This is a genomic window from Micromonospora sp. NPDC049101, from assembly GCF_040648675.1.
In the GTDB taxonomy this organism is placed as follows: domain Bacteria; phylum Actinomycetota; class Actinomycetes; order Mycobacteriales; family Micromonosporaceae; genus Micromonospora.
The window spans coordinates 88,970-114,969 of the sequence record NZ_JBEZED010000016.1; the positions used below are offsets into that span (position 1 = coordinate 88,970).

Annotated in this window: 21 protein-coding genes; 5 read left to right on the forward strand and 16 right to left on the reverse strand. The window is 73.7% G+C overall.

The features are described 5' to 3' along the window. Positions 1–18: 18 nt before the first annotated feature. The 7 genes from mnhG to AB0B57_RS22625 form a co-directional block, all read right to left on the reverse strand. Complete coding sequence (mnhG, locus tag AB0B57_RS22595) at positions 19–378, reverse strand: monovalent cation/H(+) antiporter subunit G (protein ID WP_357073270.1); 360 nt, start codon at positions 376–378, stop codon at positions 19–21. Further along, positions 378–641, reverse strand: a complete 264-nt coding sequence (locus tag AB0B57_RS22600) for a monovalent cation/H+ antiporter complex subunit F (protein WP_357073025.1) — start codon at positions 639–641, stop codon at positions 378–380. Before AB0B57_RS22600 ends, mnhG begins: the two co-directional genes overlap by 1 nt. After that, a complete protein-coding gene (locus AB0B57_RS22605) occupies positions 638–1,249 on the reverse strand; it encodes a Na+/H+ antiporter subunit E (RefSeq protein ID WP_357073028.1) in 612 nt (203 codons plus the stop codon). The genes AB0B57_RS22600 and AB0B57_RS22605 overlap by 4 nt, the downstream gene beginning before the upstream one ends. After that, positions 1,246–2,751, reverse strand: a complete 1,506-nt coding sequence (locus AB0B57_RS22610) for a Na+/H+ antiporter subunit D (protein WP_357073031.1) — start codon at positions 2,749–2,751, stop codon at positions 1,246–1,248. The genes AB0B57_RS22605 and AB0B57_RS22610 overlap by 4 nt, the downstream gene beginning before the upstream one ends. Further along, on the reverse strand, positions 2,751–3,230 hold the full coding sequence (locus AB0B57_RS22615; RefSeq protein WP_357073034.1) for a Na(+)/H(+) antiporter subunit C: 480 nt from the start codon (positions 3,228–3,230) through the stop codon (positions 2,751–2,753). The genes AB0B57_RS22610 and AB0B57_RS22615 overlap by 1 nt, the downstream gene beginning before the upstream one ends. Then, complete coding sequence (locus AB0B57_RS22620) at positions 3,227–6,061, reverse strand: Na+/H+ antiporter subunit A (protein ID WP_357073037.1); 2,835 nt, start codon at positions 6,059–6,061, stop codon at positions 3,227–3,229. Before AB0B57_RS22620 ends, AB0B57_RS22615 begins: the two co-directional genes overlap by 4 nt. Positions 6,062–6,243: 182 nt before the next feature. Further along, positions 6,244–6,630, reverse strand: coding sequence for a hypothetical protein (locus tag AB0B57_RS22625; RefSeq protein ID WP_357073040.1), 387 nt, complete (start codon positions 6,628–6,630; stop codon positions 6,244–6,246). Positions 6,631–6,807: 177 nt separating this feature from the next. On the opposite strand from AB0B57_RS22625, the gene AB0B57_RS22630 reads away from it, so the two are divergent. Beyond that, positions 6,808–11,520, forward strand: coding sequence for a DEAD/DEAH box helicase (locus AB0B57_RS22630; protein WP_357073043.1), 4,713 nt, complete (start codon positions 6,808–6,810; stop codon positions 11,518–11,520). A gap of 173 nt (positions 11,521–11,693) precedes the next feature. On the opposite strand, the gene AB0B57_RS22635 is transcribed toward AB0B57_RS22630, so the two are convergent. Then, complete coding sequence (locus AB0B57_RS22635) at positions 11,694–12,299, reverse strand: hypothetical protein (RefSeq protein ID WP_357073046.1); 606 nt, start codon at positions 12,297–12,299, stop codon at positions 11,694–11,696. 154 nt (positions 12,300–12,453) lie between these two features. Between AB0B57_RS22635 and AB0B57_RS22640 the strand changes: the two genes are divergently transcribed. Beyond that, positions 12,454–13,254 carry an SAM-dependent chlorinase/fluorinase gene (locus tag AB0B57_RS22640; protein ID WP_357073049.1) on the forward strand — a complete coding sequence of 267 codons (801 nt, stop codon included), beginning with the start codon at positions 12,454–12,456 and terminating at the stop codon, positions 13,252–13,254. Positions 13,255–13,279: 25 nt separating this feature from the next. Then, positions 13,280–13,522, forward strand: coding sequence for a CPCC family cysteine-rich protein (locus tag AB0B57_RS22645; protein ID WP_357073052.1), 243 nt, complete (start codon positions 13,280–13,282; stop codon positions 13,520–13,522). 25 nt (positions 13,523–13,547) lie between these two features. Here the strand turns inward: AB0B57_RS22645 and AB0B57_RS22650 are convergent, their stop codons facing one another. Beyond that, complete coding sequence (locus AB0B57_RS22650; protein WP_357073054.1) at positions 13,548–14,813, reverse strand: hypothetical protein; 1,266 nt, start codon at positions 14,811–14,813, stop codon at positions 13,548–13,550. A 109-nt stretch (positions 14,814–14,922) separates the two neighbouring features. Here AB0B57_RS22650 and AB0B57_RS22655 point away from each other — a divergent pair, with 109 nt between their 5' ends. Continuing rightward, positions 14,923–15,726 carry a DNA-formamidopyrimidine glycosylase family protein gene (locus tag AB0B57_RS22655; protein WP_357073273.1) on the forward strand — a complete coding sequence of 268 codons (804 nt, stop codon included), beginning with the start codon at positions 14,923–14,925 and terminating at the stop codon, positions 15,724–15,726. 115 nt (positions 15,727–15,841) lie between these two features. Next, a complete protein-coding gene (locus AB0B57_RS22660; protein ID WP_357073058.1) occupies positions 15,842–19,459 on the forward strand; it encodes a hypothetical protein in 3,618 nt (1,205 codons plus the stop codon). A 28-nt stretch (positions 19,460–19,487) separates the two neighbouring features. Here the strand turns inward: AB0B57_RS22660 and AB0B57_RS22665 are convergent, their stop codons facing one another. The 7 genes from AB0B57_RS22665 to AB0B57_RS22695 form a co-directional block, all read right to left on the reverse strand. Further along, positions 19,488–20,273 (reverse strand): hypothetical protein, encoded by a 786-nt coding sequence (locus AB0B57_RS22665; RefSeq protein WP_357073060.1) that lies wholly within the window; start codon positions 20,271–20,273, stop codon positions 19,488–19,490. 23 nt (positions 20,274–20,296) lie between these two features. Continuing rightward, complete coding sequence (locus AB0B57_RS22670) at positions 20,297–21,169, reverse strand: PspA/IM30 family protein (protein ID WP_357073063.1); 873 nt, start codon at positions 21,167–21,169, stop codon at positions 20,297–20,299. A 201-nt stretch (positions 21,170–21,370) separates the two neighbouring features. Next, entirely contained in the window at positions 21,371–21,805 is a 435-nt protein-coding gene (locus AB0B57_RS22675) for a helix-turn-helix transcriptional regulator (protein WP_357073066.1), read from the reverse strand. 268 nt (positions 21,806–22,073) lie between these two features. Then, complete coding sequence (locus AB0B57_RS22680) at positions 22,074–22,634, reverse strand: CinA family protein (RefSeq protein WP_357073069.1); 561 nt, start codon at positions 22,632–22,634, stop codon at positions 22,074–22,076. A gap of 140 nt (positions 22,635–22,774) precedes the next feature. After that, positions 22,775–23,365 carry a CDP-diacylglycerol--glycerol-3-phosphate 3-phosphatidyltransferase gene (pgsA, locus tag AB0B57_RS22685; protein WP_357073072.1) on the reverse strand — a complete coding sequence of 197 codons (591 nt, stop codon included), beginning with the start codon at positions 23,363–23,365 and terminating at the stop codon, positions 22,775–22,777. A 77-nt stretch (positions 23,366–23,442) separates the two neighbouring features. Further along, the gene (gene rimO, locus AB0B57_RS22690; RefSeq protein WP_357073075.1) at positions 23,443–24,951 is read right to left on the reverse strand and encodes a 30S ribosomal protein S12 methylthiotransferase RimO; all 1,509 of its coding nucleotides are present in this window, start codon (positions 24,949–24,951) and stop codon (positions 23,443–23,445) included. Between the two features lie 103 nt (positions 24,952–25,054). Continuing rightward, positions 25,055–25,978, reverse strand: coding sequence for an ornithine cyclodeaminase family protein (locus AB0B57_RS22695; RefSeq protein WP_357073078.1), 924 nt, complete (start codon positions 25,976–25,978; stop codon positions 25,055–25,057). Positions 25,979–26,000: the final 22 nt, after the last annotated feature.

Sequence of the window (26,000 nt, forward strand, 5' to 3'; positions counted from 1 at the left end):
ACGTCCGGTTCGCCCCCGTCACGCCGCTCCGGTCGACCCGCCACCCGAGCCGTGTTCGGCCAGCTCGTCGGCGTCGAGCAGACTCCGGTCCAGCCGCCCCGACCGGTACGCGGCCCGCCCGATCATCTGCGCCGAGACCGGCGCGGTCGCCAACTGGAAGACCGCCACCAGCGCGACCATGCCCAGATCCGCCGGAGACCGCAGGCGCAACGCGATGCCCAACAGCAGCAGGAGCACCCCGAGCACCTGCGGTTTGGTGGCCGCGTGCATCCGGGACAACGCGTCCGGGAAACGCAGCACGCCGATCCCGGCGGCCAGGCCGAGCAGCGCGCCGGCCACCAGACAGGCGGCACCGAGCCAGTCCGCGATCGTCGCGATCACTGCTGCTCCCGAACGGCGAAGCGGACGAGTGACACCGAGCCCACGAAGCCGAGCAGGGAGAGCACCACCAGCACGGGCAGTGTGGTGGCATGCCCGTTGACCGCCGCCTCGGCGCCCACCGCGCCGACCATGGTGGCGAGCAGCATGTCCGCCGCGATCACCCGGTCCACAAGTGACGGACCACGGTAGAGGCGGGCCAGCGCGAGAAGCGCGGTCACCGACAGCAGGACGGTAAGGACGACGGCCAGGAACGTGGTCACGGGCTGGTACCCCTCTCGGATTCGTCGGTCTCGACGCGGCGCAGTTCGGCGTCGGAGCCCACCGCGCGGATGACACGCCGTTCGACGGTGCGGGTGCGTTCCCGGGCCACGTCCAGGTCCGCCGGCCCGTGGGTGTCGAGCACGTGCAGGTAGAGCGTCCCGGAGTCCCGGTCCACCTCCAGGATCAGCGTGCCCGGCACCAGCGAGACCGCCTCGGCGGTGAGCGCCAGGTTCAGGTCGGTGGGCACCCGCAGCCGGACCGCGATGATGGCCCCGCGCGGCCGGTAGCCGGGCTGCACGGCGATCCGGGCGACGTGCAGGCTCGCGCTGACCAACTCCACGGCGAACCGCGCCGCGAACACCAGCAGCCCCCGGAACCGCAGCCGACCGCCGTAACTGACCGCCGGCAGCGGGAAGAAGGCCAGCACCGCGCCGCCCACCAGCACACCGCCTGCCGCGTTGGCCCAGTTGACGTCGCCCCAGAGCAGGTTCCAGACCACCACCAACCACCCGAGTGCCGCCGTCTGGTCCCGCCAGCGCCCGAGCCGGCCGCGCCCCGACGCCGGCGGCCCGGGGGCGTCGCGGGCCGACTCGGAGGGGCCGGTCACGGCACGCCGTTCGGCAGCACGGCATCGACGTACGGGGTACGCAGGCGCAGGTCGGCAGCCGCGTCGGCGGTGACGTCGAAGAGCGGACCGGCCAGCACGGTCAGCGCCAGCCCGAAGGCGACCAGGGCCACCGTGGCCCCGACCATCAGCTTCGGCAACCGGACGGCCGGCTCGCTGGTGGCCAGTCGCGGCGCGCGCCAGAAGGCGATGTTCCACACCCGCGACGCCACGTAGAGGGTGAGCAGGCTGGTCAGCGTGCCCGCCGCGACCAGCGCCCAGGGCAACGGACCGCCGGCCGCCACCCCGGCCTGGAGCAGGCCGAGCTTGCCGAGGAAACCGGAGAACGGCGGCACCCCGGCGAGGTTCATGGCCGGGACGAAGAACAGGACACCGAGCAGCGGCGCCACCCGGGCCAGCCCGCCGATGCGGCGCAGGTCGGTGCTGCCGGCGCGCTCCTCGACCAGCCCGGCGACGAGGAACAACGTGGTCTGGATGGTGATGTGGTGCACCACGTAGAAGATCGCGCCGGAGAGGCCGGCGGCGGTGCTCAACGCCACCCCGAAGATCATGTAGCCGATGTGGCTGACCAGGGTGAACGAGAAGAGCCGCTTCAGATCGGACTGGGCCACCGCGCCGAGGATGCCGATCACCATGGTCAGCCCGGCGACGACCATGAGCAGCACGTCGGCGTGCCCACCGGGAAACAGCAACGTCTCGGTGCGGATGATCGCGTAGACGCCCACCTTGGTGAGCAGACCCGCGAAGACGGCGGTGACCGGGGCCGGTGCGGTGGGATAGCTGTCCGGCAGCCAGGCCGACAGCGGGAAGACCGCCGCCTTGATCGCGAAGGCCAGGAGCAACATCAGCTCCAGTGTCAGTCGTACGCCGTCGGGCAGGTCGTCGAGGCGCCGGGCGAGCTGCGCCAGGTTGAGCGTGCCGGTGGCCGCGTACACCAGACCCACCGCCGTCAGGAAGATCATCGAGGAGAGGATGCTGACCACCACGTACGTCGACCCGGTCCGGATCCGGGCCTCGGAGCCGCCCAGGGTGATCAGCACGAAGCTGGCGGCCAACAGGATCTCGAAACCGACGAAGAGGTTGAACAGATCACCCGCCAGGAACGCGTTGGTGACGCCCGCGGTGAGCACCAGGTACGTCGGGTGGAAGATGACCACCGGTGAGCTCTCCCCGGTCTCGCTGCGCCCCTGGCCGATCGAGTACAGCAGCACGCAGAGGGTGACCGCCGACGAGACCACGAGCATCAGCGCGGCAAGCTGGTCGGCGACCAGCACGATCCCGAACGGTGCCGGCCACGCCCCGACCGCCACCACCACCGGCCCGTGCCGGTACGCCTGCACCAACAGCAGCACCGCCACGGTGAGGGTGCCACCCAGGCAGAGCACGCTGACCACCCGCTGCAGGCGGGGCCGCGCGGCCAGCAGCAGGGTCAGCGCCGCACCGAGCAGCGGCACCACCACCGGCAGCGGCACCAGGGTGCTCATCACGCCTCCTCCCCGCGGCGCAGTCGGCGGCGGGCGGGCTCGGGATCGACCTGCTCCGGGTCGTCACCCGGCCCCTCCCCGCCGAGGTCGGCGGTGCCCACCTCGTCGCGCACCGCCCGGCGGATGATCTGCCGGTCCTCCAGGTCGTCGGGCACCTCGTCGTCGCCGGTCAGATACCAACTCCGGTACGCCACCGCGAGCAGGAACGCACTCAGCCCGAAAGTGATCACGATGGCGGTCAACACCATCGCCTGCGGCAGCGGATCACTCATCCGCTCGATCGGGCCGGTCCCGACGATCGGCGCCGCACCGGGCCGCCCGCCCAGCAGGATCAGCAGATTCACCCCGTTGCCGAGCAGGATCACCCCGAGCAGGATCCGGGTCAGGCTGCGCTCCAACAGCAGGATCACCCCGCACCCGACGAGCACCGCGACGGCCAGCACCAGCACCAGCGTCGGTCCCGCGCCGGTCGCCGTCATGCCCTTTCACCCTTGTCGACGGCCAGGCCGCCGGTGGCCGTCCCGGTGGCCTCGATGTGCCGGTCCACCTCGGCGCCGAGGCTGCGCAGGATGTCCAACACCAGCCCGATCACGACCAGGTACACGCCGATGTCGAAGAAGAGCGACGTGACCAGGTGGGCGTCACCGACCAACGGCAGGGACCCGTCGACCTTGGCGCTCTCCAGCACCGACCCGCCGACCAGCAGACCCACCACGCCGCTGCCCACCGCCACGGCCAGTCCGGCGCCCAGGATCACTCCGGCGCCGATCGGGGCCGCCTCGGTCAACTCGTACCGGCCGCCGGCCAGATAGCGGACCACCAGGGCGAGACCCGCCACCAGACCGCCGGCGAAACCGCCCCCCGGCGCGTTGTGCCCGGAGAAGAGCAGGAACAGGGAGAACAGCACGACGGTGTGGAAGATCAGCCGGATGACCACCTCCAACACGATCGAACGGCGTTCCTCGTGGAGAGTGGGGCCGCCCCGCAGCCACACCGGCCGACCGGGTCGGTTCACCCGCGCATCCGACTCGGGCCGACGCGGTCGCGGCCCGGTGCGGGACCGCTCGAAGATCAGGCTGGCCACCCCGGTCGCGGCCACCACCAGGACCGCCAGTTCGCCCATCGTGTCCCAGGCCCGAATGTCGACAAGTGTCACGTTGACCACGTTGCGGCCGTACCCGTGGGCCACCGCCAGATCCGGAAAGGCGGCGGAGATGTCCGGTGCCCGGCGGGCACCGGCGGCGGTCAGGGCCAGCCCGGCGGCCACCACGCCCACCGCCACCCCGACCGCCCGGCGGGTCCACCGGCTGCGGCGCAGCGGGCGGGCCGAGAACCGCTGCGGCAGGCGACGCAGCACCAGCACGAAGACCGCGATCGTCGCGGTCTCCACCAGGAACTGGGTGAGCGCCAGGTCGGGTGCCCCGTACAGGACGAACAGCATCGCGGTGCCGTAGCCGGTCATCCCCACCAACAGCATCGCGGTCAACCGACGGCGGGTGCCGACCGCCAACACCGCGGCCACCGCGATCACCAGCACCACCACCGGTTGGAGCAGGTTGTCCCAGAGTGGGAGCCGAGCCCGCCACGGGCCGGCGGAGAGCATCGCCGCACCGGGCACCAGCACGAGGGCGACCAGGATGACGCCCAGATACTGCGGCAGGGAGCCGCGCTGCGTCGTACCGGTGACCTCGATGGCCAGTCGGTCGAACCGGCCCACGACCCACTCGTACCCCTGGTTGCCACCCACCGGCGAACGCAGCCGGGCCAGCACCGGGGTGAGCGGCCCGCGCACGGCGAAGAGCAGGCCACCTCCGGCGAGCGCCAGCGCGGACAGGCCGAGCGCCGGGGTCGGCCCGGACCACAGCGCCAGGTGCGCGTCGACCCCACCGAGCAGATCGGCGTACGGGCGCAGCAGGTCGTCCAGCACACTCGCGGCCGGGCCGGCGAGCAGACCGAACCCGGCCAACACCGCCGGCGGCACCAGCAGCGACGCGGCGATCGGGTCCGGTCGGGTCGGTGCCACACCCGGGCGGTCGGCGAACGCTCCCCAGAGGAAACGTGCGCTGTACGCGACAGTGAGCACCGTCCCGGCGACCAGACCGGTGAGCAGCACCGGCTGGTCGGTGAACGCCCCGAACACCGCCTCCTTCGCGACGAAGCCGACAAGCGGCGGCACACCCGCCATCGACGCCGCGGCCAGCACCGCGACCACGAACAGCGGTGTCGACCAGTGCCGCAGCCCGGACAACTCGCCCAGGTCACGAGTGCCAGCGCCATGATCGATGATGCCGACGACCAGGAACAACGCCGCCTTGAACAGGGCGTGCGCCAGGAGCATCGCGGTGCCGGCCAGCGCGGCGTCCGGGGTACCGGAGCCGGTCACCGCGACCAGCAGGCCGAGCTGACTGACCGTCCCGTACGCCAGCAACAGCTTCAGATCGGTCTGCCGCAGCGCGGCCCAACCGCCGAGCAGCATGGTCGCCACGCCGGCGATCTGCACCACCGGCCGCCACGGCCCGACCGTGGCGAGCACCGGCGCGAGCAGTCCGACCAGGTAGACGCCGGCCTTGACCATGGCGGCGGCGTGCAGGTACGCGCTGACCGGCGTCGGCGCCGCCATCGCGACCGGCAGCCAGGAACTGAACGGCAGCACCGCCGACTTGGACAGCGCACCGGCCAGGATCAACAGCACGGCGACCGCGAGGTACGCACCGCCGGGCGGTGGCTGGGCGGCGATCGCCGACCAGCGGTAGGTGCCGGCGTGCTCGCCCAGCATGATGAACCCGACGAGCATGGCGAGCCCGCCCAGCGTCGTGACGGTCAACGCCTGCGCCGCCGCCCACCGACTGGCACGCCGCTCGGTGCTGTGCCCGATCAGCAGGTACGAGAGGATCGTGGTCAGTTCCCAGCCGACGTAGAGCAGTAGCAGATCGTCGGCGAAGACCAGGACGAGCATCGCGCCGGCGAAGGCGACCAGCACACCGACGTAGCGTGCCAGTCCGCTCGACCCGGCGCTGAAGTAGTGGGCGCTGTAGACCAGCACCAGCGCGCCGACACCCCCGATCAGCAGCGTCATCAGCCAGGACAGCGTGGTGAGCCGGAACGCGAGGTCGAGGCCCAACTGCCGGATCCACGGGTACGTCTCGACCACCGCCCCGCCGTCTCCGACGGCCGGGGTGTGGGCCAACGCCCAGCAGAACGCGGCGGCCGGTGCCAGCGCCAACGGGTAACACGCGCGTCGACCCCACCACCGGACGAGCAGGGGTGCGACGAGGGCCCCCACGAGGTGAAGGACGAGCAGTACCAGCACCTGCGCTCCTGATCGAGGTGGCCAGCGCCCGTGCAGCGGTGGCGCCCAGCGCCTGTTTCACACAGGCCGGCCAGTCCTGGTGAAACAGGCCCTAGCAGCGATCAGACGTCAGTTCGTCGCCCGCCGTGCGGTTTTGCCGGAATTCACCCACAGAGCCCGAAACGCGGCCCTCGTCCGCGGGGTCAGCGGTGTAGGGCGTTGTTGCGGGGGTGGGGGCTGTCGGGGGTGGGGCGGTCGTGGCCCAGCTCGGCGAGGAGGTCGACGCGGCCGAGTTGGCGTGCGACCCGGTCGACCACCCGCTCGGCGGCGGCCAGCGACCGCACCGAGAGCAACCGACCCCGACTCTCGCGGCGCAGCACGAAATAGTGGACGGCGACGCGTACCTGGCCACGATCGGCGGCGCTGGCCTGGGCGGTGCACAGGACCAACTCCCGCAGGCAGTGGGCGAGGCGTTCGGCGAGCTCAAGCTCGGGGCCGTGCAGGCCCGCACGGAGGGCCGCAAGGTGGCTGTCGACCTTGCGAATCAGCACGTCGGTGCCGGGTTCGATGGTGTGCTGCTCGCCGGCCATCAAATCCCCTCACCCCGGTTCGCGTTGGCAGTGAAGTTACTTTATGTTGCTCCTTAGAAGCAAGCAGTTAAGTCAGACTTAACGTATTAACCGCACGTTCCATGCTTTTTACTTTTGTCCGGCACATTCCACTGTCGGACGGTCGTCGTTGTCGTACGGGCGGGGCAGGATGGACCGGTGACCGGGGCAGACGCAGACACCGGCGCGGTGCTCGCCGGCTTCGGCCCGGCCACCCGCGCCTGGTTCGAGGCCGCCTTCGCCGCACCCACCGCCGCCCAGACCGGCGCCTGGCGGTCGGTCGCCGCCGGCCGCAGCGCCCTGGTGGTCGCACCCACCGGTTCCGGCAAGACGCTCGCGGCCTTCCTCTGGTCACTGGACCGGCTGGCCCGCGAGCCCGCGCCGGCCGAGGCACGCCAACGGTGCCGAGTGCTCTACGTCAGCCCCCTCAAGGCCCTCGCCGTCGACGTGGAGCGCAACCTGCGCGCCCCGCTCGCCGGCATCCGGCAGGCGGCCACCCGGCTGGGTGTCGCACCCCCCGACATCACCGTCGGCATGCGCACCGGCGACACGCCGGCCGACGAGCGGCGCGCCTTCGCCCGCACCCCACCGGACATCCTCATCACCACGCCCGAGTCGCTGTTCCTGCTGCTCACGTCCGCCGCCCGCGACTCTCTGCGCGGCATCCAGACGGTGATCGTCGACGAGGTGCACGCGGTGGCCGGCAGCAAACGCGGCGCCCACCTCGCCCTCTCCCTCGAACGCCTCGACCAGCTGCTGCCCGCACCGGCCCAGCGCATCGGCCTCTCCGCCACCGTCCGGCCGATCGACGCCTGCGCGCAGTTCCTCGGCGGCGCCCGCCCGGTCGACGTGGTGCAGCCGGCCACCCCGAAGACCATCGAGGTCAGCGTGCAGGTCCCGGTGGAGGACATGACCCGCCTGGACGAGCAGGAGCAGCCACCGGAGGACGACCTGGGCGGCCCCGGGCCACGCCGCGCGTCGATCTGGCCGGCCGTGGAGGAGCGGGTCTTCACCCTCATCGGGCAGCACCGCTCGACGATCGTCTTCACCAACTCCCGCCGCAGCGCCGAGCGCCTCTGCGCCCGACTCAACGAGCTGGCCGCCGAAGCGCTGACCGCCGAGGCAGGGGCCTCCGGAGCGGCGGTCGCCGGAGCAGGTGCCTCCGCCTCGGCCGAGGGCGCGATCGGCGTACCCGAGGGGTTGTCGGCGGGTGACGACCCGGCGGCCGACGACGGCCCGGTGCCCGGCGCGCAGCGGTGGGGTGGTCCCGCCGGTCCGCTGCGCAACCGGCCGCCGGCCGAGATGCTGGCTCAGTCCGGCGCGGCCACCGGCGCGGCGCCGGTGATCGCCCGCGCCCACCACGGCAGCGTCTCCCGGGAGGAGCGCAAGCACATCGAGGAGGCGCTCAAGTCCGGCCAGCTCCCGGCCGTGGTGGCCACCTCCAGCCTGGAGCTGGGCATCGACATGGGCGCGGTCGACCTGGTGGTGCAGATCGAGGCGCCGCCGAGCGTGGCCGCCGGGCTGCAACGGGTCGGCCGGGCCGGGCACCAGGTGGGTGCGGTCTCCCGTGGGGTGGTCTTCCCCAAGCACCGTGGCGACCTGCTCTCCTGCGCGGTGGTCGCCGAGCGGATGACCGACGGCGCGATCGAGGAGTTGCACTACCCGCGCAACCCACTGGACGTGCTGGCCCAGCAGATCGTCGCGATGGTGGCGCTGGAGCCGTGGCCGCTCGGCGACCTGGCCGTGCTGGTCCGGCGGGCCGCGCCGTTCGCCGAGCTGCCCGACTCGGCGTTGCACGCCGTGCTGGACATGCTCTCCGGCCGTTACCCGTCCACCGCGTTCGCCGAGCTGCGTCCCCGGTTGGTCTGGGACCGGGCCACCGACCTGCTCACCGGTCGTCCCGGCGCGCAGCGGCTGGCGGTGACAAGCGGCGGCACGATTCCCGACCGGGGGCTGTTCGGGGTCTTCCTGGCCGGCGCGGAACGGGCCGCCCGGGTCGGCGAGCTGGACGAGGAGATGGTCTACGAGTCCCGCGTCGGTGACGTGTTCCTGCTCGGTTCGTCCTCGTGGCGCATCGAGGAGATCACGCCCGACCGGGTGCTGGTCTCGCCCGCCCCGGGGCAGGCCGCGCGGATGCCGTTCTGGAAGGGCGACCAGTTGGGCCGGCCGGTGGAGCTGGGCCGCGCCATCGGTGCCCGGGTGCGCACCCTGCTGCGGCAGAGCGACGAGGCGGCGCTTGCCGCCTTGCGCGACGGCGGGCTGGACGACTGGGCCGCCGGCAACCTGATGGCCTACCTGCGCGAGCAGCGGGAGGCCACCCGGTCGCTGCCCGACGACCGCACCATCGTGGTCGAGCGGTTCCGCGACGAGCTGGGTGACTGGCGGCTCGCCGTGCACAGCGTCCTCGGTGCCCGGGTCAACGGGCCGTGGGCCCTGGCGGTGGGCCGCCGGCTGGCCGAACGCTACGGGGTGGACGCCCAGGTGATGCCCTCCGACGACGGCATCGTGGTGCGCCTTCCGGACACCGCCGACGAGCCGCCCGGCGCCGACGTGGTGGTCTTCGAGCCGGACGAGATCACCCACCTGGTGGAGGAGTCGGTCGGCACCTCGGCCCTCTTCGCCGCCCGCTTCCGCGAGTGCGCCGCCCGGTCACTGCTGCTGCCCCGCCGTGACCCGCGCCGCCGCCAGCCGCTGTGGCAGCAGCGGCAACGCGCCGCGCAACTGCTCGACGTGGCCCGCGAGTACGCGGACTTCCCGGTCACCCTGGAGGCCGCCCGGGAGTGCCTCCAGGACGTCTTCGACCAGCCGGCGCTGGCCGGGTTGATGCGTGACCTGGCCAGCCGGAAGGTGCGGCTGGTCGAGGTGGAGACCAGCGCGCCGTCGCCGTTCGCGCGGTCGCTGCTCTTCGGCTACGTCGGCGCGTTCCTCTACGAGGGGGACGCCCCGCTCGCCGAGCGGCGCGCCGCCGCGCTCGCCCTGGATTCCACGCTGCTCGGCGAGCTGCTCGGCCGGGTCGACCTGCGCGAGTTGCTCGACCCCGCCGTGCTCGCCGAGACCGATCGGCAGCTGCGGTGGCTGACCGAGCAGCGCCGCCCCCGCGATGCCGAGGACGTCGTCGAGTTGCTGCGGGTGCTCGGTGACCTGAGCGACGCCGAGTTGACCGAGCGGGGTGTGCCGGAGACCTGGCTGACCGAGCTGGAGGCCACCCGCCGGGTGCTGCGGGTCCGGATCGCCGGCGAGCAACGCTGGGTGGGCGTCGAGGACGCCGCCCGGCTGCGCGACGCCCTCGGCGTGGCGTTGCCGGTGGGGGTGGCCGAGGCGTATCTCGCCCCGGTGGCCGATCCGCTCGGCGACCTGGTGGCCCGCTACGCCCGCACGCACGGCCCGTTCGCCGCGGCCAGCTGCGCGGCCCGCTTCGGGCTGGGCGTGTTCGTGGTCGAGCAGGCGCTGCGCCGGCTCGGCGCCACCGGGCGGGTGGTCTCCGGGGAGTTCACCCCCGATTCGGCCGGCGCCCAGTGGTGCGACGCCGAGGTGCTGCGGATGCTGCGCCGCCGCTCGCTCGCGGCGCTGCGCCGGGAGATCGAGCCGGTGCCACCGCGCGCGCTTGCCACGTTCTTGCCCCGCTGGCAGCAGGTCGGTTCGTCCGCCCGAGGGGTGGAGGCGCTCGCCGCGACCGTGGAGCAGTTGCAGGGCGCGGCGGTGCCGGCGTCCGCCCTGGAGCGGCTGGTGCTGCCCGGCCGGGTCGCCGACTACTCCCCCGCCCAACTCGACGAGCTGTGCGCCAGCGGGGAGGTGCTCTGGGCCGGGTCGGGGGCGATCTCCGGGGGCGACGGCTGGGTCACCCTGGCCTACGCGGACGCCGCGCCGCTGCTGCTCCCGCCACCGGACGAGGCGTTGACCCGCACCCCGCTGCACGACGCGGTGCTCGACGCGCTCGGTGACGGGCAGGCGCTGTTCTTCCGGCCGCTGGCCGACCGCGTCGGCGCGACCGACGACGCCGCCCTGACCGGGGTGATCTGGGACCTGGTCTGGGCGGGGCACCTGACCAACGACACCCTCGCCCCGTTGCGCGCGGTGCTCGGCGCCGGCGGGGCACACCGCTCGCGGCCGTCCGCGCCGCGCACCCGCTACCGGCGTCCCGGTCGGGTGGCGCTGCCCACCCGGGGTGGCCCGCCGACCGTCGCCGGTCGCTGGTCGCGCCTGCCCGAGCGGGACGTCGACCCGACCCGCCGCGCCGCCGCGCTCGCCGACGTGCTGTTGGAGCGGCACGGGGTGGTCACCCGGGGCGCGGTGATGGCCGAGCAGGTGGTCGGCGGTTTCTCGGCGGTCTACCCGGTGCTGTCGGCGCTGGAGGAGCGCGGTGCCGCCCGCCGGGGCTACTTCGTCGAGGGGTTGGGAGCGGCGCAGTTCGCGGTGCCCGGTGCGGTGGACCGGCTGCGCGCACTGGCCGAGCCAATGGACGGCACCCGGGGTCGGGGCGCACCGGCCACCGTGCTCGCCGCCACCGACCCGGCCAACCCGTACGGCGCGGCTCTGCCCTGGCCGGAACGGGTTGTCGACTCCGGCGACGGGGCCGCCCCGGCGACCGGGCACCGGGCCGGCCGCAAGGCCGGTGCGCTGGTGGTGCAGGTCGGCGGTGACCTCGTGCTGTACGTGGAACGCGGCGGTCGGACACTGCTGTCCTTCAGCGACGACACCGACACGCTCGCGGCGGCCGGCAAGGCGCTCGCCGACGCCGTCCACTCCGGCGCGTTGGGTGCGTTGTCGGTGGAGCGGGCCGACGGCGAGGCGGTGCACTCCTCGCCGCTGCGCGACGCGCTGACCGCCGCCGGCTTCCGGGCCACCCCCCGTGGCCTACGCCTGCGCGGCTGACCCGCCACCCACTCGCCGTTGAGGAGGGGTCCAGCTCTCGCCCGGCCGGCCGGGCAATGCTTGTCGGGCGATGCCGCGGAGACCGTGATGTCGCTGAGTCATCAAGATGACTCACCGGCATCACGCTCAGCAGAACGACATGCCCCCGGCCGCGTCGAGGTCGGGCTCGGTGCTCAACGCAGGCCGTTGAGCACCTTCTCGTAGCGCGGGCGGTCGGCGACCGGCGTCTTCGCCTCCAGGTAGTTGAGCACCACGGCGCCCCGGCGGTACGACTGGCCGCCCCAGGTCTCCGCGATGTCACCGGCGCTCGTCTCGTCCGGGAAGACGTACACCGTGACGGCGCCGGTGGCGATCAACTCGGAACAACCCAGGCCGAGCCCGTCCGGCCCGCAGTCGACCGAGCGGTCCAACGGGCGCGGCACCTTCAGGCCGGCGGCCCGGAACGCTTCGACGACCTGCTTCGCCCCGGGCGCCCCGGCCGGACGTTGGGGTAGCACCACCGGCGGTGGACTGGCCGGTCGGCGCTGCGTGGGCCCCTGCGGGGCGACGGAGGGTGCGGCCGGCGGGGGTGCCGCACTGCCGGTGCCGGGCGGGGCCACCGAGGGCGTCGGCGCGCTCGGCGCAATGGCGGCCGTCGGGGCCACGGCGGGCGACGCGGCCGACGCGGACGAGGCGGTGGGGGCCGCGCTCGACGGGTCGGCTTCGTCACCGCCGCAGCCGGCGGTGAGGGCGACGGCGGCCAGCAGGACCGCGACAGCGGGCAGGCTCCGAGGGGTCACCAGGGCAGTCTGCCCGGCACCGCTCGACGGCGGGAGTGGCCGGTCGGTCAGCGCGCTGTCCCATATCCGCCAGCCACCGGTGGAGGACCGTATCCCGCCGCACGACGAACTGGTCCTGGAACGGCGCACCGACGCCGAGGATTAGCCTGCGGGCATGCCCGCCACGCCCTGGATCTCGCTGACCACCGATTACGGCCTCACCGACGGCTTCGTGGCCGCCTGCCACGGGGTGATCGCCCGACTCGCACCGGCCGTCCGGGTCATCGACGTGACCCACCTGGTGCCACCGGCGGACGTCCGGCGGGGCGCTGCCGTGCTGGCGCAGACGGTGCCGTACCTGCCCGTGGGTGTGCACGTGGCGGTGGTCGACCCGGGGGTGGGTACCGCCCGGCGAGGAGTCGCACTGGCCACCCCGGGTGGGCTGCTGGTCGGTCCGGACAACGGGCTGCTGCCGGACGCCGCCGACGCTCTCGGCGGGGTGACCGCCGCGGTGCTGCTGACCGAGCCGCGCTGGCTGGCCGACCGGGTGTCCGCCACGTTCCACGGGCGGGACGTCTTCGCGCCGGTGGCGGCCCGGCTGGCGCTCGGCGCGCCCCTGGTCGAGGCGGGGCCGCCGGTCGACCCGGACGACCTGGTCCGGCTGCCGGCACCGACGCTGACCTCCGACGACGACGGCTTCACCGCCGAGGTGTCGACCGTGGACCATTTCGGCAACGTCCAGCTGGCCGCACCGGCGCACCTGCTCGACCCGTTGCCGGCGGCGCTGCGGGTGGGGCCGCCCGGTCCGGAGCCGACCCGGCCGGCCGTCCGGGGCCGGACGTTCGGCGACGCCCCCGCTGCTGGCCTGGTGGTGTACGTCGACTCGGCCGGTCTGGTGGCGATCGCCATCAATGGCGGGCGGGCGGTGGACCTCCTCCGGGTGGCCCCGGGAGACGTCCTACGGGTTTCCCGCTGATATTCGACTGTGGAATGCTGCCCCGGTGGGTGAACAAGTGGTTCCCGTGGGCTGTCCCTGCTGTGCATCCCGGACCGGCGGGGGGACCTGCCCGGTCTGTTTCTGGACCGACGACGGCCAGACCGACGCCGACGCCGACACGGTCCGGGGTGGCCCCAACGGCGATCTGAGCCTCTCGCACGCCCGACTCAACTACGCCGTCTACGGTGCCAGCCACCCGCGCTACCAGGACATGGTGCGCCCGGCCCGCCCCGACGAGCGCCCCTGAGGACGCCCGGCGGGGCGGGTACGGGTCAGCAGACCGGCACGACGCCTCCGTACACCGTCGAGATGTACGCGTGGCTGACGTACTGGCCGGTGGCCAGCCGGTCCCACCGGGTGGTGGTGCCGTAGGGCCCGGCCACGGACTGGCCGGTGACGTAGCACTGGATCGGCACGTTGGCGAACCGGGCGGCGAGGCCACGGCTCGGGTACGACGTGCTGGCCCCGGTGCGGATGGTGAGCGGCCCGTCACCGACGACGCCGCGCAGCCCGCCACCGGTCCACAGGTAGGCGACGTCCACCCAGGCGTTGGTGGTCAACTGGAGACCGTCCCAGAAGGTGCCGTCGGCCAGGTCGATGGCGGCCGGGTTGAGCACGGTCCTCCCGAACTGGTCCCGCCCGCCGTTGAAGCCGGACTGGTAGGCGGCCTGCGCCTCGGGTAGACCCTGCCCCAGGATCTTCCAGTTCTCGCGCACCGCCGCCGGGTTCCAGTAGTCGTCGCGGGTGTTCCACGGGCCGACGTCCCAGACCGGGGCGTACTCGCAGCGGGAGCCGGTGGTGGTGCAGACCCGCACGGAGTAGTCGCCCGAGTTGAGCGGGGACAGGCTGCGCCGCGACGGTAGCGCCACGAAGTGGTCCCGGGGCTGCACGGTGCGGCCGTTGGCGGTCTGCTGGCCGACCAGGCCGATGCGGGTGGCGTACACCCGGTAGGTGAGGCCCGGCGTGGCCTCGGCGACGGCGGCGGCGGTGGCGGCGGTGAGCTGGACGGCGCGTACCGTCGCGGTGGCACCGCCGGTGGGCGCGGTGAGCACCACGCGGCTCTGCACCCGGCTCACCGGCCTGTCGAAGGTCGCGCCGGCCGTGGCGGACCGCCACTCGGTCCAGCCGCTGGCCCGCCAACCACGGACCTGGGCCTCGACTGTGGCGCCCGTCGGCACGTCGGCACTGACCTGGGCGCGGACCTGGTTGGCCGGCCGGCTGAGGGTCCGCGGAGCGCTCAGCAGCAGCCCCTCCGCGGCCGCGCTGTGCGGACTGCGCGGGCTGCGTCCGGCGGACCGGGCCTCGCGCAGCCGCAGCCCGGCGGCGGTACGCCGGACGTTGACGTCGTCGCGGTCGACGACGGACAGGTCGACGTTCCACCGCTCGCCGCCCGGTGCGGCGGCGGTGGAAGTGGGCAGGATTCCGGCGGCGGAGGCGGCCGGGACGGGGTTGGTGATGGGTAGGAGCGTGGCGATGAGGGCGAGGGTGACGGAGGCGACGAGGAAGAGGGATCGAGTACGACAATGCAGCCGTGACATAGGCATTCTCCTCAGAACTCCCTGACCCTCGCATGTCCGGAGATCAGGAGGAACCTGTGTACAAATAGCGACACATGCGAATCCTGCTCGAATGAGGGAGAATGGCGGGGTGCCCGAAGGCGACACCGTCTGGAACACCGCGCGTGTGCTGCACCGCGCGCTCGCCGGCGCGCGGATCACCACGAGTGACTTCCGGGTGCCGCAGTTGGCGACCACCGACCTCAGTGGCTGGACCGTCCGCGAGTCGGCCAGCCGGGGCAAGCACCTGCTGCTGCGCCTCGCCACCCCGGACGACGCGCCCTGGACCCTGCACTCGCACCTGCGGATGGACGGCGCCTGGCGGGCGTACGCGCCGGGGGAACGCTGGACCGGCCGGCCCGCGCACCTGATCCGGGTGGTGCTGCGCAGCCCCGGCGCGGTCGCGGTGGGCTACCACCTGCACGAGATGACCCTGGTGCCGACCGCCGAGGAGGACCAGGTGGTCGGGCACCTCGGCCCCGACCTGCTCGGGCCGGACTGGGACCCGGCCGAGGCGGTCCGCCGACTCGCCGAGCACCCGGAGCAGACCATCGGCGAGGCGTTGCTCGACCAGCGCAACCTGGCCGGGGTGGGCAACCTCTACAAGTGCGAGGTGCTGTTCCTGCGCGGTGTGTCGCCGTGGACGCCGGTCGGCCAGGTGCCCGACCTGCCCGGCCTGGTGAGCCTGGCGCAGCGGCTGCTCGCCGCCAACCGCGGCCGGTGGACGCAGAGCAGCACCGGTTCGCTACACCGGGGCCAGACCAGCTACGTGTACGGGCGCCGCGCCCAGCCCTGCCGCCGCTGCGGCACCGCCATCCGCAAGGAGGAGCTGGGTGACCGGGTCACCTACTGGTGCCCGGTCTGTCAGCCCGCCCAGATACGGACGATTGGGTAATTCCTATCTGGCCGTCGGAGTCGCATGCTGCGATTGAGTGCTCACCGATCGTCAGCAGAGCGCCGAGGCAGCCACGCCGGGGTGGCGACCCTCGCGCTCCGACCCGGGGAGAGTCATGGCGCTGTTCCGCAGACTCCGCTCCACCTTCTTCGAACGGGCCCCCCGTGCCACCGACGGCCAGGTCAACGGCCGGACGGCGGCCGTGCCGGCCGCGCGTACCGCCGTGGAGACCGCCCCGGCGCCGAGCCTGGACCCGGCCGTGGTGCCCCGCTGGTTCGGCCCGGTGCCGAACTTCGCCCACAGCCCCCGCCCGACGCGCGACGCCGACGGGCGGGTGGTGCCCGGGACCGGACTGCGCAAGTTCGTGGACCCACTGCCCATTCCGGGCCAGTGGGCCGGCAGCGACCTCGGCGGCCACCTACCGGTGGCCGTACCGGACACGATCAGCTATCCGGGTTGCGACTACTACGAGATCGGCGTGCAGGAGTACGCGCAGCGGCTGCACCGGGATCTCCCCGCCACCCGGCTGCGCGGCTACCGGCAGCTCAATCCGGGCACCGACCCGACGGGCCACAACACGGTGGCACCCCCGGGGCGGCCCTGGCACCTCGGTCCGATGGTCCTCGCCCGTCGGGGCCGACCGGTCCGGGTGAAGTTCATCAACCAACTCCCCACCGGCCGGGCCGGTGAGTTGTTCCTGCCGGTCGACGACACGATCGAGGGGGCTGGCCTCGGCCCGCTGGACGGGCCCGCCCCGTTCCCGCAGAACCGCGCGGTGCTGCACCTGGCCGGGGCACAGACCGGCTGGACCAGCGCCGGCAACCCGGGGCAGTGGATCACTCCGGCCGGGGAGATCACCCCGTACCCGAACGGTGTGGGGGTGACCCCCGTGCCGGACATGCCGGCGCCGGGTGCCGGTGCCACCACCCTGTACTACCCGAACGAGCAGAGCGGCCGGCTGCTGTGGTGGCACGACAACACCCTCGGCCTGGCCCGACTCACCGTCTACGGCGGGCAACTCGCCCTCTACCTGCTCACCGACCCGGCCGAGGACCAGCTCGTCGCCGACGGGGTGCTGCCGGGCGACCAACTGCCGCTGGTGATCGAGGACAAGACGTTCGTGCCGGACGACGCCCAACTCGCCGCCGAGGACCCGACCTGGGACCGGGACCGCTGGGGTGCCCGGGGAAGCCTCTGGCACCCACACGTCTACCAGCCGCGGCAGAACCCGTACCGGTCCGACGGGCGCAACCCCACCGGCCGGTGGGACTACGGCCCCTGGTCGCGCGACCCCGCCCCGGACGACACCCGTACCGACGGCTGGGTCGCCAACCCGCACCACGACCCGGTCGACGCGCCGGACGAACCGCCGTCGCGCCCCGGCGTGCCGCACCCGTCCGCCGTCCCCGAGGCGTACGGCGACACCCCGCTCGTCAACGGCGTCGCCTACCCGTACCTGGAGGTGGCGCCGCGCGCGTACCGGTTCCGGATCCTCAACGCCTGCCTGGACCGCAGCCTCAACCTCCAGCTCTACCGGGCCTGCTCCGACGCGGCCATGTGGGCGGCCGACGGCACGCTCGCCGACGCCGAAGCCGGGGAGGTGCCGATGGTGCCCGCCGTGCGGGCGGCGGACCGGCCGACGGGGTGGCCCACCGACGGGCGCGACGGCGGTGTGCCGGACCCCCGCGCCGCCGGCCCGGAGTTCGTCCAGATCGGCAACGAGGCCGGGCTGCTGCCCGCCCCGGTGGTGCTGCCGAACCGACCGGTCGGCTACCGCTACGACCGGCTCGACCCGACCGTGCTCAACGTCGACGGGCACACCCTGCTGCTCGCCCCGGGTGAGCGGGCCGATGTGCTTGTCGACTTCGCCGCCGTGCCGCCGGGCAGCACGCTGATCCTGTACAACGACGCCCCGGCGCCGCTGCCCGGCTTCGACCCCCGCTACGACCAGCACACCGACGCCCCGGACCGGACGGCCGAGGGTGGGCCGCCGGGCACCGAACCGGGGTACGGCCCGAACACCCGCACCCTGCTCCAGTTCCGGGTCACCGGGACGCCCGCCCCGCCGTACGACCTGGGTCGGCTGCGCGACCGGCTGCCCGGGGCGTACGCGGCCAGTCAACGCCCGCCGATCGTGCCGCAACCGGCGTACGATCCGGCGTTCGGCACCCGCACCGCGTCGACGACCACCGTTCCGGTGCACGCCACCTCGGTGACGATCACACCGACGGCCGGCGCGGACCCGGTGACACTGCCGATCGCGGTCAAGGCCGCACAGCGGGTCTTCGAGCCCGACCACGGCCGACTGACCGGCCGACTCGGCGTCGGGCACCCGCACGCCGGGCCGCTCGACCCGCCGGCCCTGCCCCTCGGTCCGACCGACCCGGTCACCGAGGTGCTCTTCGCCACCGACCCCACCGTGCCGGTGGGCAGCGCGACCGACGGCACCCAGCTCTGGCGGATCAGCGGCGACGTGCGGCAGACCGAACCGCTGCACTTCGGGGCCTGCGACGTGCAGGTGGTCAACCGGGTCGGTTGGGACGGCACGCTGCGGTTCCCGCACCCCACCGAGTTGGGGTGGAAGCAGATCGTCCGGGTCAACCCCCGCGAGGACGTGGTGGTGGCGCTGCGCCCGGTCGCCCCGACGCTGCCGTTCAAGCTGGGCGACAGCGTCCGGCTGCTCGACCCGGGCCGGCCGGCCGGGGCCCGGACCGGGTCGACCCCGATCAGCCCGGTGGACGGGCGACCCGCCACCGTGGTCAACCACCTGGTGAACCTCGGCTGGGAGTACCGCTGGCACAGCCAACTCGCCGGCCACCGCGACGGCGGGATGACCCGACCACTGGTGCTGCGGGTGACGCCGAAGGCACCGACCGGGCTGACCGCCACACCGGTGCCGGGCTCGGCCACCGCACTACCCGCGATCGGGCTGGCCTGGACCAGCAACGGCGGCCGGCCACGGGCCACCAGTCACCTGCTGCAACGGGCCACCGACGCGACATTCGACGGCGAGGTCACCACGATCACCGTCGCGGCGGCCGCCACCCGGTACACGGACGCGTCAGTAACCCCCGGCGTGACCTACCACTACCGGATCCGGGCGGAGAACGCGGTCAGCTACTCGTCCTGGTCGAACGGCGCACCCGCCGCGGTGCACCTGGCCGCGCCGAGCGGACTGGTCGCCACACTGCCGCCCGCCGCGCCGCTGCGGGTGGCCCTGCGCTGGACGAACCGCTCGTTCGCCACCGGCATCGACGTGCAGCGGGCCACCAACCCGACGTTCACCAGCGGGCCGGGCACCACGGCGATCGGTGCCGGCGACAACCACCTGGACGTCACGATCGCGCCGGACACCACCTACTACTACCGGGTACGGACCACGTATCTGGGTGCCGCCTCGGCCTGGTCGACTGTCGCCACGGTGACCTCCCCGCCCGCGCCGGGCACCCCGAACGAGGTGCGCGCCACCGCCAGCACACCGGGGCCGGACACCGCGACGGTGATCCTGGCCTGGGCGGCGAGCACCCCCGCCGGCCCAGGGTCCGGGTTCATCGTGCAGCGGGCGCTGGACCCGGCGTTCGACCGGGAGGTGGCCACCTTCACCGTTACCGGGCGTGGCTTCAGCAACACGGGACTGGCCCGGGGCGTGACCTACCACTACCGGATCCGGTCGTTCAACGTCGTGGGCAGTTCGCCGTACACCGGCCCGGTCCTGGTCACGACGCCACCGTGACCGGCCGGTGGGCGCGGTGCGGGGTCGCTCAGCGGGTCGGCGCGCGCAGCGGGGTGCCGACGGTACGCAGCTCGGCCAGGGCCCCGGCCACCCCGTGCAACAGGTCGGTCGCCTCGGTGAGCCGGTCCGCGGCCGGGTGGGTGGGCTCCGGTCGGGCGTCCTCGGCGAGATAACCGGCGGCGGCCACCACCAGCCGTTCGTAGGCCGCGACGCCACCCTCCAACTGGGCGGTCAGCACGCCGTGCGCGTCGGCCAGCGGTGGGCGGGCGTCGGCCGGCGCCAGCCGCAACGCCCGTTCGACGCTGGCCACCCGGGCGGCCAGGTCACGCAGCGACCGGTCGGCGGCGGCGGCCTCCAGCACCGCCGGCTCGGCCAGCCCGGTGAGCCGGGGGGCCATGCCGGCCAGGGTGAGCGCCGCCCGGTCCAGTCGGGCCCACTGCTCGCCCGCACTGGTGCCGCGCAGGGCGATCCGGGAACGGACCCGGCGAACCTCGGCGAGCACCCCCGGCCCGACCGGCAGCCGCTCGACGGCGGCGATCAGCCGGGCTCGGGACCGGGCTGCCGCCTCCGCGGGGTCGAGCGCGGGCGGTGCCGGCTGGGCGGCCAGGGCGCGCACGTCGATCCAGCGCCAGGCGGCGAGCGCCACCGCACTGCCCGCGGCGCCGGCCCAGGCCGCGTCCGGCAGACCAAGGCCGGCGTACGGGGTCAGCACCGCCGCCGCGCCGCCGAGCCCACCGGCCAGCACACTCCACCGTCGGGCGGACCGGCGAAGCCGACCCAGTTTGCGGAAGTACCGCGTCCGCTCGTCTGCCACCCTGACCTCCTCGGTCCGGTCGTTCAGCCGGCGGCGGTCGGGTCGCCGGTGCCCCGCTCACGAGCCATGCTGGCGCGCAGCTCGTCCAGGCGGGCGGCGGCCGTCGGGTCGGTGGCCGGGCCGGCCTTCTCGGCCTGCGGCACGGCCGGTCGTTGCCCGGCGCCGCCGAGCTGCTCCCCCGCCATGCTGGACCGGATCTGCTCCAGCCGGGCCGAGCCGGCCGAGTCGATCGTCGCCTTCTGGATCTCCAACATCCGACCCTCGACGGAGTTGCCCGCCAGCTCGGCGCGACCCATCGCGTTGGCGTAGCGCCGTTCGATGCGGTCGCGCACCTCGTCCAGCGACGGGGTGTTGGTGGGCGCGGTCAACGACGACATCGACTCCAGCGAGCGGGCCACCGTCTCCTGCATCTTGGCCTGCTCCAGCTGGCTGAGCAGCTTGGTGCGCTCGGCGAGCTTCTGCTGGAGGATCATCGAGTTGTTCTCGACCGCGCGGCGGGCCTGGGCGGCGGCACCCAGCGCCTGGTCGTGCAGGGTCTTCAGGTCTTCGGTGGCCTGCTCGGCGGAGACCAACTGGGTGGCCAGGGTCTGCGCCGACTGCTCGAACCGCGCCGCCTCTGCCTCGTCACCCTTGGCCCGGGCCTGGTCGGACAGCACCAGGGCCTGCCGGGCGTTGCCCTGCAACCGCTCGACCTCGGTCATCTGCCGGGACAGCTTCATCTCCAGCTGACGCTGGTTGCCGATCACCGCGGCGGCCTGCTGGACCAGCGCCTGGTGCTGCCGCTGGGCATCCTCGATGGCCTGCTGGATCTGCACCTTGGGATCGGCATGCTCGTCGATCTTCGCACCGAAGAGTGCCATCAGGTAGTTCCAACCCTTGACGAACGGGCTCGCCATCTCCGCGGTATCCCCTCAGTAGCGTCGCTCCACCACGGCCGGCCGGGCCCGATGGGCCAACCGACCACCACCGCCGGTCTCCATCGTCCCAGCCGGACGCCAACGAGGCATCCGTACCGGGCGGTCGACAGCACCGGCAGCTCCTGTGGGCCACCCTACGCGGCCGGAGCCAGCCCACCCATGGTCAACCGGACCACGGTCTCAGGCGGCGCAGACCACGTCCCGGTCGCGCTCGGTCGGGCGGACGCGGGTGCTGCGCAGCGTGGCCTTGAGCGGCGAGTCCTGACGGACCGAGACGGCGACCTTGCCATCGGAGGTGACCTGACGGACACCCCGGCCGGTGCTCTTGGCCGCGGCCTCGGCCGACTCGTCCTGCATCGAGACGAGGACCTCGGGCATCTGCTCGGCGAGCGCCACGGTGTCGCTCACCTCACGCAGAAGCTCGGACAGTCGGGCACCGAGGGCGTCGCAGATCGCGGCGAGCAGCTCGCTGGACGGCTCCTTGTGCCCCCGCTCGATCTCGGAGAGGTAGCCGAGGCTGACGTTGGCGGCGGTGGAGACCTCACGCAGCGTGCGCTGCTGGCCCTGCCGGCGCGCCCGCAGTGCGTCACCGATCACCCGGCGTAGCAGGATCATCGCACCTCCCCCTGAGGGATACCTCGCGCCCGGCGCTGGGCGGCCGGCCGCGGCGGACCGCGCCGACCCCGAAACGTCGGAGCCTTCCCGCAACCGTACCCGTTACGAGCCCCGCCGACATCCCGCCCCGCCCGTCGGATCGCCGAGACGGACTCACTTCGCGCGGCACCGACCGCTCCCAGCCGCCCCGAATGCCCCGGATGTCCCCCGGCCAACTCGCGGGCAGCGCGGCTCGCGCGGTGTCGGCGGCGTGGATCGGATCTCCCGGCTAACTCGCGGGCAGCGCGGCGTGCGCGGTGTCGGCGGCGTGGATTTGGTCGGCGAGCAGCCGCAGCGCCTCGACCACCGCCGCGGCGCGGACGTGGTCCCGACCGCCGTCCAGGTCGAGCTGTCGGACCTCGGCGCCGTTCGGGCCGGCGACCGCGACGTAGACCAGGCCGACGGGTTTGCCGTCCTGCGGTTCCGGGCCGGCGACGCCGGTGGTGGCCACTGCCCAGTCCGCGCCGCAGCGCTGGCGGCCACCCGCGGCGAGTGCCGCCGCCACGTCCGGGTCCACCGGCCCCCGCTCGGACAGCAGGTCGGCGGGGACGCCGGCCAGGGTGCCCTTCAACTCGGTGGCGTAGACCACGAGGCCGCCCCGGTAGATCCCGCTGACCCCGGCGATGTCCACGATCGATGCGGCCAACAGCCCACCGGTGAGTGATTCGACGGTGGCCAGGGTCTCGTGCCGCTGGGCGAGTCGGTGCACGACTCCGGCTGCCGCACTACCCGCCTCGGCATCGTCCGCCACACCATCCGCCGGCCGTTCCAGACCCGTGTCCCGCTGCATCAACCCATCCTCCCCCAACCCCCCTTCCCCAACCCCACCCACCCAATCGCGTTGATCATGGGGTTATAGCCGCGACACGCCGCTCCGAATGGCAATAACCTCATGATCAACGAAGCGGGGCGGGGGTGGGGGGTGGGGGGTCAGCGGGGGCGGCGGAGGCGGAGGGCTTGGGCTATGTAGTCGAAGCCGGTGGCGACCGTGACCAGGACGGCGGCGGCCATGATCCACGGGCCGACGGCGGCGAGGGCGGCCGGCATCGGCCAGAGGTACCAGGCGATGGCGAGGATCTGGAGCGCGGTCTTGACCTTGCCGCCTCGGCTGGCGGCGATCACGCCGTGCCGGATCACCCAGAACCGCAGCCCGGTGATGCCCAGCTCGCGGACGAGGATCAGCGCGGTCACCCACCAGGGCAGCCGGTCATACCAGGACAGCAGCACCAGCGCGGCCCCGGTGAGGGCCTTGTCGGCGATCGGGTCGGCCACCTTGCCGACCGAGGTGACAAGCCCGAACCGGCGGGCGATCCAGCCGTCCACCAGGTCGGTCGCCGACGCCACCGCGAAGATCAGGCACGCCGCCATCCGCCAGCCGGAGTGGGTCATCCCGGACATGACCACCGAGGCGGCGAAGACCGGCACCAGCGCCAGCCGCAGGGCGGTCAGCGCGTTGGCCGCGTTGACGACGGGCACCACGGCGACCACCCGGGCCGGAGTCGACTCCGTCGCCCCGGTCACCGCCGCACTCCGCTCGGGCCGCCGTGGCGTTCCCGGCACCGCACCACTGGGCTCCCCCGCTCCGCCTGGGCCCACCGTCACCGTGCCGCGCCGGGCGCCGCCGAGATCATCTCATCCGGCACCGCCAGCAGGTCGACCCCTTCGGTGCCGGTCACCGTCGCGCGTACCAGATCACCCGGTCGCAACGCGGCGAGGTCGACCCCACCCTCGGCCGGGGCGACCAGGGTGGTGGAACCGTCCACCTCCGGCGCCTGGTGCGCCGCCCGACCCTCCACCAGGCCGTCCGCGATCGAGTCGACGAGCACCTCGACAGTCGAGCCGAGCCGGTCCTCGGCCCGCTGCGAGCACAGCTCGTCGGCGAGCGCGCTGAGCCGGTCGTAGCGCCGCTTGATCGTCGCGGCGGAGACCTTGCCGGGCAGGCCGGCGGCCTCGGTGCCGTCCTCGTCGCTGTAGTCGAACATCCCGATCGCGTCCAGCCGGGCCTCGGTCAGGAACCGGACCAGCTCGTCGACGTCGGCGCGGGTCTCGCCGGGGAAACCGACGATGAAGTTGCTCCGGGCGCCCGCGTCCGGGGCCAACGCGCGGGCACCGGCGAGCAGCTCCAGGAACCGGTCGGTGGAGCCGAAACGCCGCATCCGGCGCAGCACCGGCTCGCTGGAGTGCTGGAACGACAGGTCGAAGTACGCGGCCACGCCCGGGGTGTTGGCGATGGCCTCGACCAGGCCGGGTCGGGTCTCGGCCGGCTGGAGGTAGCTGGCCCGCACCCGGACGATGCCGGTCACCGCGGCGAGCTGCGGCAGCAGCTTCTCCAAAGCCCGGGGATCGCCGAGGTCCTTGCCGTACGAGGTGGAGTTCTCACTGACCAGCACCAACTCCCGGACACCGGTCTTGGCCAGCCACTCCGCCTCGGCGAGCAGCTCGTCCGGCGTACGCGAGACGAACGCCCCACGGAAGGCGGGGATGGCACAGAACGCGCAGCGCCTGTCGCAACCGCTGGCCAGCTTCAGCGAGGCCACCGGGCCGGTGTCCAGTCGGCGGCGCAGCACCTGGCGCAGGTGTGCGGGGGTGTGCTCGTCGGTGTCGACGACGGTGCGGCTCACCGTGCCGTGCCCGGGCAGCGACACCTTGCTGTCGCGGCGCTGCACCGGGGTCAACGGCAGCAGCTCACGCCGGTCCCGGGGGGTGTGCGCGGTGATCTGCTCACCGGCGACGACGGCGTTCAGCCGGGCGGCGATGTCCGGGTAGTCGTCGAAACTCAGCACCGCCTGCGCCTCGGGCAGACTGTCGGCCAACTCACGGCCGTACCGCTCGGCCATGCAGCCGGCCGCGACCACCTTGGCGCCGGTCCCGGCGGCGGCGAGCAGCGTCTGGATGGAATCCTGCTTGGCCTTCTCCACGAAACCGCAGGTGTTGACGACCACCACGTCGGCGCCCTCGCCGTCGGTGGTCACCTGCCAGCCGTCGGCGTGCAGCCGCGCGGCCAGCTCCTCCGAGTCGACCTCGTTGCGGGCGCAGCCCAGGGTGAGCAGGGCGACGCGACGGCCCTCGGTGTGGTCAGAAGGAGAAGGAGAGGTGGCAGACACCATCCGAGGGTACCGGGCCGGCCGGGGAAGCCCACGCACGCGGGGCTTCGGCGACGGCCGGGCACGCGCGGGACGCCGCATCGGTGTGCTCGGTTTCCGGCGGCGGTCAGCGCGCCACGGCGCCGATGCGGGTCAGCGCATCGAGCAGGAACACCTCGGTGCCGGCCAGGCCGGTGGAGCAGAAGACCGAGATCTGGTCCGCGGTGGTCCGGCCGGGGACCGCGCCGGCCAGGATGCCACCCAGGTCCCGCAACCGCCCGGCGTACGGGGGTGTGGCCGCGAGCATCGGCGGCTGGTAGTCCGCCGCCTGGGCTGGCGAGTCGGTGACCAGCAGGTCGGCGGCGTCCAGCAGGTCGGTGCCGAACTCGCTGCGGTCCCGCTGCTTGAAGCCGACCGCGTTGAGGTGCGTGCCGGGGCTGAGATCGGCGGCGCGGAGCACCGGGGTCGGGCTGGTGGTCGCGAGCACCACGATGTCCCGCCCGGTGACGGCCGAGCCCGGGTCGGCCACCGTGCGGGCCGGCACACCCAGCTCGGCGCGGATCCGGGCGGCGAGGGCGTCCCGCCGCGCCGCGGAGCGGCTGTGCACCACCACCTCACGGAGGGAGCGCACGGCGGCGGTCGCCCAGACCTGGGTCCAGGCCTGCCGGCCGGAGCCGATCACGCCGAGGGTGGCCGCGTCCGGACGGGCCAGGGCGTCGACCGCCAGGGCACCCAACCCTCCGGTACGACGGGAGCCCAGCTCCTCGCCCACCGCCACCGCCCGGATCGCCCCGGTGCCCGCGTCGTGCAGCACCACCACCTGCTCGCCCTGCGGGTGGCCGAAGGTGTCGTAGGAGCGAAAGCCGTACCACTCGCCGACCAGGTGCCCCGCGGTGAGCACCAGCCGCCCACCGCCCAGCGGGGCGGCGGCCCGGGGCGGGGCCACGAGGCGTCCCTCGTACGCGGCCAGGAGGGCGGCACGCATGGCGTCGACCGTGGTGGCGGCGTCCAGTGCGGCGGCGACCTTACGGTCGGCATAGATCAGCGTCATGGCGGTCATTCTGCAAGTTAGA